Annotated in this window: 10 protein-coding genes; 2 read left to right on the top strand and 8 right to left on the bottom strand. The window is 64.1% G+C overall.

The genetic code is table 11. The annotated features are described in order from the left end of the window. Nucleotides 1–147: 147 nt before the first annotated feature. From HNQ39_RS30745 to HNQ39_RS26040, 3 genes are all read right to left on the bottom strand, one after another. Complete coding sequence (locus tag HNQ39_RS30745) at nucleotides 148–3,438, bottom strand: UTP--glucose-1-phosphate uridylyltransferase (protein WP_221290338.1); 3,291 nt, start codon at nucleotides 3,436–3,438, stop codon at nucleotides 148–150. Between the two features lie 52 nt (nucleotides 3,439–3,490). Beyond that, complete coding sequence (locus HNQ39_RS26045) at nucleotides 3,491–4,840, bottom strand: apolipoprotein N-acyltransferase (RefSeq protein WP_184203528.1); 1,350 nt, start codon at nucleotides 4,838–4,840, stop codon at nucleotides 3,491–3,493. Nucleotides 4,841–5,032: 192 nt separating this feature from the next. Next, a complete protein-coding gene (locus tag HNQ39_RS26040; RefSeq protein WP_184203527.1) occupies nucleotides 5,033–5,617 on the bottom strand; it encodes a carbohydrate binding domain-containing protein in 585 nt (194 codons plus the stop codon). A 120-nt stretch (nucleotides 5,618–5,737) separates the two neighbouring features. On the opposite strand from HNQ39_RS26040, the gene HNQ39_RS26035 reads away from it, so the two are divergent. Then, on the top strand, nucleotides 5,738–6,742 hold the full coding sequence (locus HNQ39_RS26035; RefSeq protein WP_184203526.1) for a hypothetical protein: 1,005 nt from the start codon (nucleotides 5,738–5,740) through the stop codon (nucleotides 6,740–6,742). Here HNQ39_RS26035 and HNQ39_RS26030 read toward each other — a convergent pair. The 5 genes from HNQ39_RS26030 to HNQ39_RS26010 all read right to left on the bottom strand — a co-directional run bounded on the left by HNQ39_RS26030 (nucleotide 6,739) and on the right by HNQ39_RS26010 (nucleotide 12,639). Next, complete coding sequence (locus HNQ39_RS26030) at nucleotides 6,739–7,422, bottom strand: hypothetical protein (RefSeq protein ID WP_184203525.1); 684 nt, start codon at nucleotides 7,420–7,422, stop codon at nucleotides 6,739–6,741. The genes HNQ39_RS26035 and HNQ39_RS26030 overlap by 4 nt on opposite strands. After that, nucleotides 7,403–8,473 (bottom strand): DUF6398 domain-containing protein, encoded by a 1,071-nt coding sequence (locus HNQ39_RS26025; RefSeq protein ID WP_184203524.1) that lies wholly within the window; start codon nucleotides 8,471–8,473, stop codon nucleotides 7,403–7,405. The genes HNQ39_RS26030 and HNQ39_RS26025 overlap by 20 nt, the downstream gene beginning before the upstream one ends. Nucleotides 8,474–8,482: 9 nt before the next feature. Then, a complete protein-coding gene (locus HNQ39_RS26020) occupies nucleotides 8,483–10,195 on the bottom strand; it encodes a M14 family metallopeptidase (protein WP_184203523.1) in 1,713 nt (570 codons plus the stop codon). Next, nucleotides 10,192–11,022 (bottom strand): sugar phosphate isomerase/epimerase family protein, encoded by an 831-nt coding sequence (locus tag HNQ39_RS26015; protein WP_184203522.1) that lies wholly within the window; start codon nucleotides 11,020–11,022, stop codon nucleotides 10,192–10,194. The genes HNQ39_RS26020 and HNQ39_RS26015 overlap by 4 nt, the downstream gene beginning before the upstream one ends. A gap of 99 nt (nucleotides 11,023–11,121) precedes the next feature. Continuing rightward, the gene (locus tag HNQ39_RS26010) at nucleotides 11,122–12,639 is read right to left on the bottom strand and encodes an Ig-like domain-containing protein (protein WP_184203521.1); all 1,518 of its coding nucleotides are present in this window, start codon (nucleotides 12,637–12,639) and stop codon (nucleotides 11,122–11,124) included. Between the two features lie 56 nt (nucleotides 12,640–12,695). Between HNQ39_RS26010 and HNQ39_RS26005 the strand changes: the two genes are divergently transcribed. Then, nucleotides 12,696–14,588: a DUF3857 domain-containing transglutaminase family protein gene (locus HNQ39_RS26005; protein WP_184203520.1), complete on the top strand. Its 1,893-nt coding sequence runs from the start codon at nucleotides 12,696–12,698 to the stop codon at nucleotides 14,586–14,588. The last annotated feature ends 12 nt before the right edge of the window (nucleotides 14,589–14,600 follow it).

Here is a 14,600-nt window from a genome sequence, read left to right as displayed (position 1 = left end):
CCCGCGGGTGGGTTGTGGGCCCCCCCCACCCACACCCCCCAAAAAAAACAAAACCCACCCGGGGCGGGGGCCGCCGCCCCCGCGGCGGCCGGCCCCCCCCCCCCCACGCCCTACAGCCCGGAGGTTTACCGTCCTGGGCCCACAGGCCTATCCCCAATCACACAGCGTTTCTATATGCGCAGCGCTACCGTCGCGGAGCCAGCCGTCGAGCTGGGCGGGGTCTTTGAGCTGCTGGCCGCGGAAGCGTGGGACCGCCACAAAGCTCGCCTGCCAGTCCGGGAGAGCGGTGATGTCGCCCCAGAGCTTCTCGAACTGCGCCACGGGGAAGATGTCCTCCTGCCCCGCGCCCCAGCGCTTCTTGACATCCTTGAGGGTAACGTAGGTCGGCATCCGGGCCGCGACACGGCGGACGCTCTCCTGTACCTTCTCCGCATCGGCGAGGGTCTCGCGGGTTAGGCCAAAGAGGGAGAGGAGCGAGTCGATCCGTACCCACGTGGTCGCGGAGTTGTAGTAGGTCAGGCCGAACTCCGCCTCCTCACGCGGCATGGCAAGTCCCTCGACCAGGCGCAGGCGGCCGTCCACGCGGGCGAGGCCACCGCCCCGGTCCTCCAGGCGGCGTGGGATCACCTCTACCATGATGCCATCGGTGCGCGACGCGAAAAGCCCCAGGACATTGGGATCGACATCGGCGCCGAGCGTGTCGATATTGTGCACCATCAGGTACCTCAGGGCGGGGCGCTCGGTGAGGAGCTTGAGGAGCAGGCCGTTCTTCAGCAGGTTGGGAACCTCGTACCAGTGCCCGACTGGGTGGAGGCACTGCCCCGGCAGGTTGTCGGTGTAGTCCGAGCCCTCGCCCTTGCTCTGCGCCCAGCCGATCAGCGCCGCCCGCACGGAGTCGCGCACTTTTTGTTGCTGGACATCGAGCACCTGCTGCATGGTCTCTTCCCAGTGGAAGCGCAGGTCACGGACAGTCGGGACAAGGCGCAGACCAATCGACTGTCCGGGCGAGAGCGCCACGGGGCCTTCGTAGCCGTAGTTCTGCTCACTCTTTAGGAAGGCATCGGTCGCCGCGTGAGTGAGGAAGCTCGTGGTGAAGACATGGGGGATCGCCGCACCGTGGGCCCGGCTGATCTTGCGGCTCTTGGCGAGGTGAATCTCGATAAACGTGCGGTGCTTCTCCCCCAGCTGAGCAAAGGGATGGAGCGCCTTGACGACACCCGCGCCCTGGGTCCAGCGGCTCCCGACCCCTGCGGCCAGGGTCACGACGGCCACCTCACCGCGGGCGAGCGCCTGGCTCCCGAGCTCGGCGTGGTTGGCCAGCTCCAGTACATCGCCGGGCTCGACATCCCGGATCGTGGCGTGGACCGGCAGGCGATTCTGGGAGAGCCCGATACGGCCATGGGTGAGGTCGTGGCGAATTTGCTCGTGCTCGACCGCATCGAAGCCGTTCTGCGCGAGCAGGTCCGTGAGGGTAGTCGCCTTGTCCTCTGCCGCCACCGACGGCAGCAGCTGGTCGAAGAGAGTCGCGGGGAGCGAGGCGAGCTCGGGACGGGTCTGGGCAGCCTGGCGGATGGCGAGCAGCTCGCCGCGCAGGGCAGGGGTCAGCGAGCGCGAGTCCCGCCGCACCAGATTGGGAAGCATCTGCTCGTAGTAGGAAGCCGGAAGCGGAGCGCTCTCGCCGTCGAGGAGGTCACCGGCAGTCCCCTGGTCGTTGATCGCAAAGTCGTAGACCACCGGCTCCATGGCAAAGGGCAGGGCGCTCTGCAGGCGCTTCTTCTGCTCGGACATCAGGGTCTGCAGGAAGCCCTGCGCCTCGGTCTTACGCTCGGGCGCGACCATGAAGCCCATGCCCCCGCCGGCCATTCCTCCGAGCATCCAGAAGCCCCAGAACTGGTCGCCGAACTTCTCGCGCATTCCCTGGATCAGGCTCTCGGTGTAGAGGTTGCTCGCCCAGGGGATGATGGTCTGGATCGGGCCGTAGAAGTTCTCGGTGGTCAGCTTGCCTATGGCGCGGATATCGCCCGTCCCAAGGTGCCCGACAATGGCATCGAGGAAGCGCTGGGCCTCTAGGCGTGCCTCCCACTCGGCGGCACCGCGCAGCAGATACTTCTCGGTCACCATCTCCAGGATCGGGCCGACATTCTGGGCGAGCCCCCCGTGCACCAGCACCAGCGAGTCCTGGAGCGCCTGCCGGGTCTCTGAGCTCGCGGGCAGGAGCGTGTGACTGGGGAGCAGACGCCCGCGGCTGATCCCAAACTCCGGGTCGCCCGTGTCGGCGAGCTGGCCCATGATCACTTTAATTCCCGGCCAGACTCCCCCACTGTCCTGCCAGCCGCCGCCCGAGCCCCCGAGCCACTCCCCAAGAATGGCGCGGGCCGCAACCAGCCGCCGCTCCTCTTCCAAGAGCTCGCCGGTGAGGGTCCGGGTCTGGCCCGTGGCGCGCATACAGACCGCGATCAGGGCGGCCAGCAGGTTGGTCGAGACCGCAAGTCGGCTCCCCTTGGGAATCCCATTGACACTGGAGACGAGCTCGATCCCCTGCCCCGGCCCCACCAGGCGCTCCAGCAGGTCGGTCAGCTTGGTCCCCGACCCCTCCATCCCCGGCGGCACGACCCCAGACGCGATCAGGCCCGCCTTGAGCAGCCCGAGGTAGTCCTTTCCAAAGTTAAAGACATCGTTTAGGTCCGTGATCTCGACACTGGCCCCCAGATCGACACTGGCGAGGCGCAGGACGGGCTCGTCTAGGACGCGGAAGTAGGCCTCCACCGGCGGGCGCGGGGAGTCATCGCGGCCGTGCACCGCCAGATCAATCGAGACATTGAGGACACGCGCGCCCTCGGGGTAGTCCATGCCCAGAAAGAAGATATCGCTCCAGCCTGAGTGGGTCAGGTCCATGCGCACGGGAGTCCGCTCACGCAGGATCGGCAGGGCTCCCTCGCTTCCTGCGGTTGTGAGCTCCGGGCGGACGCGCAGGAGCAGCTCGGCGGGATGGTTGGCCTGGAACATCCACTGATTCCCCCGTACCGAGCGCACGGAGTGGCGCACCTGGTCGGCCAGAATCTGAAACGCGAGCCGGTGGTAGGCCGCCGCCAGTGCGCTGGAGAGCGCATCGCTGGCCCCCTGCGCCGCCTCGGCCCCGCGAAACGCTGAGATCGCCTCCTCAAAGCGCCGCTCCAGTAGGCTGACATAGCCCGAGTACGGCAGGTGCCCCCCCACTGCAAAGCCCTCGCGGGTCGGCAGGTGGAAGCGATGAATTGCGTAGAGAAAGAAGCAGGCACGAACCCGCTCGTAGAGGCTCTGGCTCTCGTGGCGGAAGCGCTCCAGGGCGGTGCACTCGGCTTGCAGGCCGGTGATATCGAGAGAGGCACAGAGGGTATCGAGCGACGTATTACGAACAGCGGGATCGTCGGAGGTAATTAGGGGGAGAAGTAGGCTCACAGCCCCGATTGTACCGCACGATCCGAAATTATAAACCTGTTGGCCACGCCGTTTATGGGGAGGCGCGCCGTCCCTTCCAGAGCCCAAACCCCGTGCAGCCCAGCGCTCCAAACAAACAGAGCGGCCCAAAGACCCAGCCACCAAGGCCATACAGCGTCCGGTGGGTCGTGCGGCCGACACGCACCATGAGGGTCTGCGGCTCGCCGTTTTTGACGTGGCCGACCTCAACCCCATTGGGTGCCACGGCGCTCGTGCCGCCGTCTACATCCGCACGGGCGAGCCAGCGGCCATTCTCCATCGCCCGCATCGCAAAGAGCAGGCTGTGCTGGGCGTGCTGAACCGGCCCCCACTCATCCGGGTCCATGTTGGGCACGAGAAAGACCTCCGCGCCATCCTGCACCATGCGCCGATCGACCTCGGGGTAGTCGTTGTCGAAGCAGATGGGGGTTCCGATCCGCCCCAGAGTGGTCGGGATCGCCTTCGCCACTGTGCTGGCGACGCCATCAGTGAGGAAGTGCACGGGGTGGTTCTTCACATGGATTCCGGCGAGCTCGCCTGTCGGTGTGAGAACCAGTGCTGCGTTGTCAAAGATCTTCTCAGGGTCCTCCCCCTGCCGTGCAACATGGGCCCCCAGCACGAGATGCGCTCCCGAGCTCTTGGCGAGCGCCTGGAGCCGGGGCCAGAAGTTGTTGAAGCGAAACCGTCCCGGCTGCCGCGGGTCGCTGTGGAAGGCATGCTCCGGCCAGACAATCACGTCGGCCTTTGCACCTGCACTCTGCTCAAACAGCGCCTCTTCGTCGCCGGAGCGTGCCTGGACTAGTAGCACGGTGAGAGGGCGCTCCGGCACCGGCGCGGGAAGCCGAATCAGGCACGCCACCGCCCAGAGCGCAGTGGTGATCGCCAGTGCCCGCCCTCGGAGCGTCCCTAGTGCCACGACTAGAGAGCTGATCCCATAGACTCCCAAGGTAGCTGTCAGCGGGGCAAACACGGGCCGTCCCGCCACAGCGTAGCCCAGGGTCGGCCAGCCAAAGTTAAGGACAAACGGCTCCGCCCGAAAGAACTCTAGCCCCACCCAGAGTACCGCCGTGGCGACCCGCGGGAGCACAGACTGACACCGTGCCCAGAGCATGCAGAACAAAATCGGGAATAGCGAGAGGATCACGCAGAGCGGCAGCACCGCTGCGGCAAAGAGATTCGAGAGCCAAAAGAGGGTGGCTCCCGTGTGAATCCCCGCCGAGAGCAAGCCCACAAAAAAGCCCTGGCGCGGGGTCGCGCCGTCGAGGGCCTTGAGGAGCGCCGCGAGGGCCAGTGGCAAGAAATACGGAAAGTGGTAGGGCGGAAAGGCCGCCGCCAGCAAGACGCCCGAGAGGGTAGCAAGTAGCAAACGTCGCGACAGGGCCATGCCCTATTCTACCGCTTCGACGAAACGTGAACTCCCCGTGAACTCCCGAGGAACAAGTCCTTGGGCTTAAAAGGGCGACGGGCACCTCCGTGCCCACTGGATTCGTTTGGCTGCGAAGGCAGCCGTAGCCCTTTCAAGCCCGGACCCTCGTGGTCCGGGACTTTGTTGTCCGGGCGAATATATCCGGGCTAACTAGTTGCCGCGTGTCAGGGTGATGGCCGCGAGCTCGACCCAACCCGCGCGGAAGCCGGTCTGGAAGGCCATGCTCCCCTCTTTGGGCTGGAACGCCTCCGTGGTGAACTTGTAGGTGTACTGCTTCCACTCGGTGGTGAGCTGCTCCTCCTTGAACCAGCACTCGTGGTAGCCGTGGGTGGGAAACTGCATGGCGATGCGGACGTGCTGGGGCTCGTGGGCACGTGCCCAGAAAGAAAGGGTCACGGGCTCTTTGTCCTTGAAGGCAGCTATCATAGACTGGGTATAGCCCACGGACCAGGGCTGGTTGGTGAACTTCTTGGTCTCGATTCGAATTCCCGCGGCACCGGTCACACCGGGCGGGAGAGACTCGAGGGGGCTCGATACTTGCTCGCCGCCCTCCGCGCCGTAGGCCTGCCAGCCCCCCGGGTCGAGGAGATTTCCAGAAGCGGAGGGCACAGCACTTGTAGTAGTCGAGGTAGTCGTGGCTTGGCTCTGGGGTTGGAGAAAGCGAGGAAGGGCGATTCCGGCAACCGCGGCGAGACCGAGAATAGCGAGCCCAAGGGGTTTGATAATAATGCGCATAGGGCTATTTTCGGGCGTCAGAACTTTTTTTTGAAGGAGCCCGATGTTGCGCTGGCTGTTGCGATCTTGTTGCGTTGTCACGGGAAAATGCGTCATCGGTTACCTCAAGGAGCTTACTCAATGAAAACAACTCTCTTCTTCCCGGCTGTCCTGGCAGCGATCTCGGTGGCGGCACCCGTGCGTGCCGAGGCGGATATTCGGATCGATGATGCGGCACTCCAGCGCATGATGGGCGAGACCCTGCGCTCGGTGTCGATCAATGTGAGCAGTGGCGGCGGTGCGATCTCGCTACGGCTGCCCAATGGAACCAATGTGAACTCGCCGGTGCGCATCCCCGTGGTGACCATTGGGATGCCCGATCCCTGGCCCGGGATTGTCGCCAGCACGAACACGATCCGCAACGACGGCGCCCCGACCCTGAACTACCGCGACGGTCGCCTGCGCTTTGCGCTCTCACTACGACCGCAGGACACGGCCCACACGATCAACACGAGCTGGACCAGTGGTGGGTTCTGGCTTCCCGATGTTCCCGGCGTGGGCGTCTCCCGCATTCAGGTGCAGGGGAGCTTTCGGCTGGTGCGCCAAGGCAATGTTGTGGCCCTCGACGATTTCCAGCTACAAGCGGCGGGCGACTGGCAGATTCGTGGCCTCCTGAACCGAATCTCAGGGCTCTTCCACAACCAGATCAACACCGCAGTGGGCAATGCACTGGCGGCGGAGCTCCGTCCCCGGCTGAATCTTGTGGTTCAGCTGAGTGTGGTGCCCTACCTCCAGCAGACCACGGGCTACGGCAACACGCTGATGGTGGGAAATATCGCCCACAATTCAGACCACATCGCGATTACGGTGACGGGGCGTAGCCAGCGCCCGGCGATCACGATCCCGACCTTGGATGGGACGCAGATCAACCCCGATGCGCTCAATGCGGTGCTTCTCCAGAGCAGTAGCCACGATAGTGCCGCTAAGAAGAAAGAGCAGCAGGTCGATGCGGAGAACCAGAAAGCCCTCGACTCGGCCAAGGCCAATGCGAAGGTGGAGCTGACCCCGAAGCAAAAAGCGGCCTTAGAGGAGTACAACAAAGCCGCGGGTGCCGGCGGTGGTGCCGGAAAGTCCGGGAAGGGCTAGAGCTTCCAGACCACACCGACGGTCTCGTGCCAGGAGCGCAGGGGGGTGGAGAGGAACCCATTCTCCGCCGTGCGCACCTCGCCGGGACCGTCGGTGTAGCTCACCGCGGCTTGGAGGGAGAGTGTGGTGCTTAGGCGGTAGCGAAAGCCCGTGCGGCCCAGCCAGCCCCAGCCCGCTTTACGGTAGTCGGTCGCGCTCTCGATTCCGTCTACGTAGTTGCGCGACCACAGAATATAGTACGACGGCCCTCCTGTGACAAAGGGCTGGAATCGCGCGTCGGGGCCAGCGCCTCGGTAGGTGCCCAGCGCGGAGAGGATATTGATCCCATTGGTGTAGCGCAGCTTCTGGACATAGTTCGTCATCGGCACCGTCCCCGAGACCGGGCTCCCCTTCCAAGTCCCCGTCACGCCCACCGCGTCTCGCACGTGCGCAATCGCCTTATTGTGCGTGAGATCCAGCGAGACGCCCAGTCGTGGGGATTTTGGCAGGAACTGCCCCACCTCCAGCGCGTAGTAGATGGTCGGCTCGAACGTCCGAATCCCCCACCGAACCCGCTGGAGCGTCAAGTCCGTCCCCTTCTCCGGCTGCCGAACCCGCACATCGCTGGTATGGGTCTGGGACGTGCCCAGAGAGAAGACAAAGAAGCGCTCAGGTGGGGGCTCAGGTAAGGGAATCAACATACTGCTTCCATTCCGCGAAGTCCTCGGGGTAGCGTGGGCTATTCTTTGTAAACCAGGGATTGAGCTTGCCGGCGACATAGCCGAGGCCACTCGGGTCCATAAACCTCTCCTCGAACTGCGCGAAGGACATTCCTTCCCGAACCGCAAGGAGGTAGAACGACGCGCCAAGGTTGTCGTCGGGGCAGAGCTCAAGAAGCGTCTTAAAGAGAAAGACTGCGTTCTCCGTGCTTTGGTCTTCCCAGCAGGCGATTGCCTCGTTCAGGATTGTACGAAGGAGGTGACGGTTCTCCAGATATCCCCAGGGCACGTGGCGAACAAAGGAGTTGGAGCGGATTCGCCCAAGGGCGCGGGTACAGGCATCGCGCTGAAGCTCCCGGCCCTCGTCGCCACCCAGAATATTACCAAGCGCGACATAGGTGTCGTAGAAATCGGGGTCTTGGGCAATCAGCTGACGCAGAGCGGGAACCTGCGCCTCGGTGGGCTCTTCCCCTACGTCGTCCACTTCCGCCATGAGATCGTAAAAGGCATGCATCACCGAGCGCTCGGCGTCGTAGAAGTTGCCGTCGCTGTCCACCGACGCAACCCCATCCAGCTCCCCGAGGTTCTGGAGCCCCTGTGCCATACCCATCATCTCGGCATAGAGGCTCTCGATGCTCTCCCGTTGCTCCTTACCGCGCTTGGTGAGGTACTTCTCCACGGGGACACCGCTGGCTTGCATGGTCTGCTTGAGGGCATTGACCCGTGTATTGACCCCACCGACACTCACCCCAAAGCCCGCCGCGATCTCCGTTGCCGAGACCGACGGTCGCGAGTCTCGGTAGAAGAGCCCATTGAGGCTCGCGATCGTATGCACCACGGCGGCGGCACTGACCGCAAGCTTGCCGCGCAGGAGCGCGTCGGGGTCGTGCTTGGTCCAGGTCGCCAGGAGCTTGAGGCACAGCTTCTGGCACTCCTGGTTGAGGTGGACCCGGCAAAAATCGACGATCATCGCCGAGAGTGTCTCTTGCGCCACCGCCACCCGCGGATCGACGACGCCAGCTTTTCGTCCCATGGGATGCTCCTAGCCGAGCGTAACCGTCGCGCGCACCACGCCCGCCCGCTCGTGGCGAGCCGTGACCGTCAGCTCCGTCCCTGCCGCGGCCTTGACAATCCACTCGGCGCGGGCACGGTCCTCGGTGGTGTCGGCGGTGTAGCCACCGTTGGCGGGCGGCTTGTAGCAGAAGCCCTCCACCTGCCCCACCTCCAGGCGCTCTTTCCCGGTCACAAGGCTCGCGCCCTCGGGCAGGGTCAGCTCCGCCACCACGGCGCGGGCGTACTTGCGCTCCAGGGCTTTCTTGGTCACATAGCTCGGGAGCCAGCCGGTGTTCTTCACCACCAGCCGCACGTGCCAGGTGTCCTCGCCAAGAAACGCGACATCGAGCTGGTGGAGCGCCAGGCGCGGCGTGGTCAATGCCTGCCAGAGCAGCCAGTCCGAGAACGGGGCGATCTCCTTCTCCAAAAACTGCGGCGGAGGGTTGCGGAAGCTGTAGAGCATGTCCCAGCCCCCGATCTCCACCGGCCCGAGATCCGGGTGCTCAAACGGCGTCCAGTCGTAGTAGCCCTTGCCTTCGAGCTGCGAATCGGCCCACTCCAGGAGCTTTCGGTCGTCCTCTAGATCGTGGTTGCGGCCCCAGGTGGTGAACTTAAACGCCCCCTGCTTGGTCTTATCGTCGAAGCCCTCCGTGATCCCCGCTTGGCGCTGCGGGCTCCAGATCTCCGTGGTCCAGGCAAAGATGCCCAGGTGCTCGTAGCACCAGTCGTCGAAGACCCCGGTGATCACTTCCTTCGGGTGGTACTTAAAGTCGTGGTAGACCGAGACAGCCGGGTAGCCCGTGAGCTCCGTCCCCTTCTTCCCAATCGTCTGGTAGGTCCAGAGGTCCTCGGCGGGAAAGCTCTCGTCTGCCTGCGTGCCGTAGGGCCGCAGCAGGACGCCCGAGTAGGTATGGAAAGTCACTGCGTGGCAGATATTCTTGTGGCCGGTGATAAAGGCAACCAGTGCCCGTGCCTCAGGCTCGCTGGTGGGATAGGGGCCTGCGCCGTACTGCTCGCTCTCCGTGCGCCAGTGGCCGGGGAAGTTACGGTTGAGATCGAGCCCCTCTTTGTTGCCCTGCATCTTGAGCGAGATGCCATCGTAGTTCTTGTAGAAGCCCTCGGGCAGGATGCGGTAGTACTCGCCGCCGGTCTCGGTCGGGTCGCGGCGCACCATGAGGCGCGGGTCTACGGAGTCTTTCTTCCAGGGGCCATCGGGATCGAGAAGACGCATCTGCAAGGCGAGGCCATCCCCGTTCACGTCCTCCCGCTTGACCCCCTCCAGCGCCTCTTCGTCGTAGGGATAGGGCCGGGTCGACGAGCGAATCGAGCGCCCGGTCGTGAGATAGAGCTCCGCACCATCGGGGTTGACACGCGGCACCAGATAGAACGCGCGGGTGTCCAGCGCCCGCGTGATCTCCGGGTCGGTGCCGTAGCCCGTGACGAGCTTCTCCAGTAAGTAGGTCAGCGCGGTGGTCGGGGAGACCTCGGTGGCATGGATATTGGCATCGCCCCACACCGCAGGCTTCTCGGTATCCGGCCCCGTTTCGAAGTTGGTGACCGTGGCGCACCAGATGTCGCGCCCCTCAAAGCTCTTGCCAATACTCTCGATCTTAACGAGATTGGGGAACGCCGCGGCGACGGCTTGTAGGCCAGCAGTTAGCTCGTCGTGCTTGATGTAGCGATCAAAGGGGAAAAAACTCATAGTCCGAAAGCCTCCTTCAAGAGCGCGATGCTCTTGGGAACCGCGGTGGCGGGGTCTTCCTTGCCCTCCATCTCCAGCGAGATGTAGCCGCTGTAGTTCACAGCCTTGAGGATGCCCGCGATTCGCTTGTAGTCCATCTCCTGTGTGTACCACTCGCCGCCGCCAAAGTAGGTCTTTGCCTGGACAAAGCGGACGTACTCGGCCATCTTCTCCAGGTTCTCATAGAGGTCCTCGCGGAAGTTACCCGTATCCATGAGCCCGACCAGCCACGGCGAGTTCACGGCCTCGATCACGCGCAAGACGCCCTCCGGCGTGCGCGTGAGGCCCCAGTGGTTCTCCAGCGCCAGCGTCACACCGCACTCGGCGCACTTGTCCAGACACTTCTGGATGCTGTCGATACACCAGCCAAAGGCATCGTCTTCGGTGTAGCCCGGAATCGGGGGCTCGTCGCCGCGGGCGTCCATGAGGTCATTGAAGTCCGGGATGGTCTTCCAGCGGCCTGAGTTGAGGCGGATGCAGGGAATGCCCAGCTTGTAGGCCAGCTCGATGCACCGCAGCGTGTGGTCGATGTGCTCCTGACGAAGCTCGGCCTCGGGGTGGACAAAGTCCTGGTGGATCGAGAGGCAGATCAGATCGAGGCCATTGAGAAACGCTCGCCGCTTGAGGCTCTGGAGGTAGCCATTGTCCTCGCTCTCCATCTGGCGGTGCAGGATCTCGACTCCGCTGACCTCAAGCCGCGCCGCTTCGTCGATGACATGCTCAATGGCGATCTTTGGCTCTTTGAAGTGCCAGTAGGAATACGACGAGATACCCAGTTGAATGCTCATGGGGCCTATTGTACCCGGACAGGGTGCCCTAAGAACAAGTGTGCCCGAACCCTGGTGGTTCCGGCACGACTCGTTCCTGGGGTGACGTGGGACGCCGCTCTAATCGCCCGTGGTAGGCGGGACGGGCTTGGCATTGAGGACATAGACACGCTGAGGGGTACTTGCGAGCACCGCGCCGCTGGCGTCGAGCGCCTCGATCTCGATAAAGTACTCGCCGTCCAAGAGCCGTGTCGTGTCCCAGTTGAGCTGGAAGGGCGCGAAGTTCTTAAGGGCCTTTACTTTACCGTCCACACTCAGCCGAATAAACGAGACGCGGCTTGGGTCGGTGAGGCTGGGGTTGATGGTGACAGTCCCCCCGACGAACTTGGTCTTGTTGCGCCGTGCCTCGGCGAGGCGGAGCTGGCGGTAGCGCTCGGAGGACGCGACGGCGACCGCACGCATGTTGTTTGGTGAGGGCTGCGCGAAGCGGAAACGAAACGCGGTGACGCCTTGGGTGCAGGTGCGCACCTTACCGCTCCCCTTCCAGACCTCGTTGAGACCATCGGCGGTGAAGGCAGTGAGGCGGACGCCCAGCACGGTCGGGAGGGGCTCCCACTCCCCGCCGTCGATCTGGCAGTCCACCGTGGCTCCCTCGCCAAAGAGCCCGACGTGCTCCAGAAACAGCGGAGCGGTCCCCTCCAGCTCGCGGCGGCGCTTGGCAGGCTTGCCGTCGGGGTCGAGCGCCCCCAGGAGCAGCATCATCGGCGCGTCGTGCTCCTCGGTCCGGGCGTTGTGCCAGACGGGCGAGATCTGAAATCCGCCGCGGCGCTCCTTGCCCTCGCCCTCAGGCAGGCGGGTATCGACCGGAGCCGTCGAGACCGTGATGACGCCGGTATGGGCGGTGTTGATCTGCCCGACCCCGGTGTAGCTCGTGCCATCAAACCGACCAATCCCCTGAACGGGCTTGACAACATGGGTGAGCACCTTGCTCTCGCCCCCAGAGAAAGTCGCGGTCACTGCCCCGGCGACCTTGTTCTCAATCTTCAGCTCCTGGATACGCTTGAGCGGCGCACGCACCAGAATCACCAGCGCCTCACCCTGGCCCGTGGGCTTGAAATCGTCGGGGAGGGGAAGCAGGCGGCCCGTTCGGCTCTCCACATAGACCATGTTGCCCGGCAGAGGAGCAAGCTCACGGAATATCGACGTGCCCGCAGGGATATCGGTCTTCATCCCGACATTGCCCGCACGGTGCCCACCGTAGCCGTAGTTTGCTTTGTCGCCGGAGAACTCCAGGGGCGCGATCCCCATGACCAAGGGCGCGTGGAGCTGGGGGTCCTCCCCGGACACACGGATCCGAAGCCCATGCACCGCCACGGCCGCGACCGAGCCACGGGGAGCGTACTCGGCGGCGATATAGCCCTCGCTCGCGCCGGTACAGGGCTGGGTCACGCGCCCGACAAGGTGCCAGGTATCGCCCTCGTCCGAGGAGACAGAGATCGTGCCTAGGCGGCGGTTGACGATGCGCAGACGAAATAGCTCGGTCTTTCCATCGGGCGCGGGCTCGTGCTCTTGTGAGAAGGCCGCGGGGGTAAGGGCACTGGCAGCAAGCGTGCCAAGGAAACGTTTTCGTGTGAGCATAACAGCCTGCATTATATCGCCCCACGGAGGCGCATTCGTTGTTGTATACTGCACTCATGTGGCCCGTTGCTCCCCCCCCACCTGCTCTGCTCGCCCCCCAAACCGACCTCGCGGAGCTCAAAAAGCTGCTCGCGGAGGCGCCCAAGGCCAGTGAGTACCCCAACGCCGCCAAGGCAACCCTGCTCGATCTCGCCGACATCACGGTCAAGAGCGACGGCTCCGCAAGAATCGTCACGCGCCAAGCAATCAAGATCCTCAACCAGCGAGGACGTGAGCAAGAGGCGGAGGTCAAGGTGCCCTACAACGGGAGCTACGAGACCGTCAAGCTGATCCGTGCCCGAACCCTCCGGCCCAATGGCGAGGTTGTCGAGGTCAAGCCGACCGAGGTGCGCAACGGTGCCGCCAGCGAGGGCTACGACGATGCCCGGGTGCTCTCGTTCTCGATGCCCGCGGTCGAGCCCGGCTGCGTGATCGACTACGAGTATGTCACGGAGCAGAAGACCTCGCCTCTCCCGGGCAACTTCTGGTTTCACTGGTACTTCCAGGGCGGCTTCGATCCCGTCCAGCTCACGCGGCTCCGGGTGACCGTCCCCAAGTCGCTGAATCTGGCCCGCAAGCTCCGCAATAGCGCGATCGAGCCGACTATCCGGGCGGCGGCGGATGGAAAAAGCGTCACCTATACCTGGGAAGACAAAAATGTCGCCCCGCTCTCCACCGAGCCACTCATGCCCCCCATCGAGCGCCAGCTCCCCAAGCTGACGGTCTCCACGGTCCCGAGCTGGCAGAGTGTCGCCGACTGGTACACCAAGCTTGCCCAGTCCGCGATGCAGAGCGATGCCGCGGTTACGAGCCTGGCCCGCGAGCTTACCAAGGACTGCCGCACTGACGAAGACAAGGCGCGGGCGATCTTCTACTATGTTCAGGAGAAGACACGCTATGTCGCCATCGAGCTGGGTATCTCCGCCTACCAGCCCCGCCCTGCGAGCCGGACACTGACCGTGCAGTACGGCGACTGCAAGGACATGGCGACTCTCCTCGTCTCGCTCCTGCGCGCCGCGGGGCTCACCGCCTACCCGGTCCTGCTCCAGGCCAACGAGCCCTTCCCCCAGCAGACCGAGCTGCCGTCGCCCCATGCCTTCAACCACGCCCTCTGCCAGGTGCAGCTCGGGGGTAAGACCTACTGGCTCGATGCGACAGCGCAGGTCTGCCGCTTTGGCGATATCCCCCAGGCAGACCGCGGGGTCGAGGTGCTGGTGATTAAAGATGGCAAGGCGGTCTTTGAGACGATCCCCGTGGGCACGCCCCAAGATGAGCTTAGTGAGCAGCGGGTCTTGCTGACTCTGGACACTGAGGGAGCCGCCAAGGGCCAGGTCGCGCTCTCCGGAAGCGGCGATACCGAGCTGGCGCTGCGGGCGAACTTTCGGGTTAAGAGCCCGGATGAGTCGCGGCAGTATGTCGAGTCGCTGCTGGGGACGATTGGAGTCAACCCCAAGGTGAGCCGCTACGAGCTCTCTGATGTCGCCAACCGAGACACGCCTCTCGTGCTCAAGTCCGAGGCGAGCTTTCCCTCGTGGGCCAATGTCAGCGGTGAGCTCCTGATCTTCAAGGCCCGCCCGGATCAAGCGACCTCCGCCTTTGCCTCGCCCTTCACCGAGGAGAACCGGCTCTACCCGATCTACCAGTCCCAGTCCCGCCTGACCCGCGCTATTCTCGAGGTGACCCTTCCGCAAGGCTATAGCTTTCTCTATGTCCCCAAGCCCACCGAGGGTGAGAGCGCTCTGGGGAGCTTCAAGCGCACGGTCATCCAAGAAGGGCGCAAGCTCGCCATCACCATCGAGGTCACCGACCGCCGCGCCCTCGTTCCCGCAACCGACTACGCTGCACAGCGCCAGTACATCGAGCGCTACCTGCGGATGTACAGCGAGTCGGTGATCGCTAAGAAGGACTGAGCCAAGCCCAAG

Origin of the sequence: Armatimonas rosea (assembly GCF_014202505.1) — a bacterium.
In the GTDB taxonomy this organism is placed as follows: domain Bacteria; phylum Armatimonadota; class Armatimonadia; order Armatimonadales; family Armatimonadaceae; genus Armatimonas; species Armatimonas rosea.
This window is presented reverse-complemented; position numbering and strand designations above follow the sequence as displayed.

What these genes read in the sequence shown, in the direction of transcription:
- HNQ39_RS26045 (WP_184203528.1), bottom strand. Translation starts at nt 4,840, where the DNA reads ATGGCCCTGTCGCGACGTTTGCTACTTGCTACCCTCTCGGGCGTCTTG.
- HNQ39_RS26040 (WP_184203527.1), bottom strand. Translation starts at nt 5,617, where the DNA reads ATGCGCATTATTATCAAACCCCTTGGGCTCGCTATTCTCGGTCTCGCC.
- HNQ39_RS26035 (WP_184203526.1), top strand. Translation starts at nt 5,738, where the DNA reads ATGAAAACAACTCTCTTCTTCCCGGCTGTCCTGGCAGCGATCTCGGTG.
- HNQ39_RS26030 (WP_184203525.1), bottom strand. Translation starts at nt 7,422, where the DNA reads ATGTTGATTCCCTTACCTGAGCCCCCACCTGAGCGCTTCTTTGTCTTC.
- HNQ39_RS26025 (WP_184203524.1), bottom strand. Translation starts at nt 8,473, where the DNA reads ATGGGACGAAAAGCTGGCGTCGTCGATCCGCGGGTGGCGGTGGCGCAA.
- HNQ39_RS26020 (WP_184203523.1), bottom strand. Translation starts at nt 10,195, where the DNA reads ATGAGTTTTTTCCCCTTTGATCGCTACATCAAGCACGACGAGCTAACT.
- HNQ39_RS26015 (WP_184203522.1), bottom strand. Translation starts at nt 11,022, where the DNA reads ATGAGCATTCAACTGGGTATCTCGTCGTATTCCTACTGGCACTTCAAA.
- HNQ39_RS26010 (WP_184203521.1), bottom strand. Translation starts at nt 12,639, where the DNA reads ATGCTCACACGAAAACGTTTCCTTGGCACGCTTGCTGCCAGTGCCCTT.
- HNQ39_RS26005 (WP_184203520.1), top strand. Translation starts at nt 12,696, where the DNA reads ATGTGGCCCGTTGCTCCCCCCCCACCTGCTCTGCTCGCCCCCCAAACC.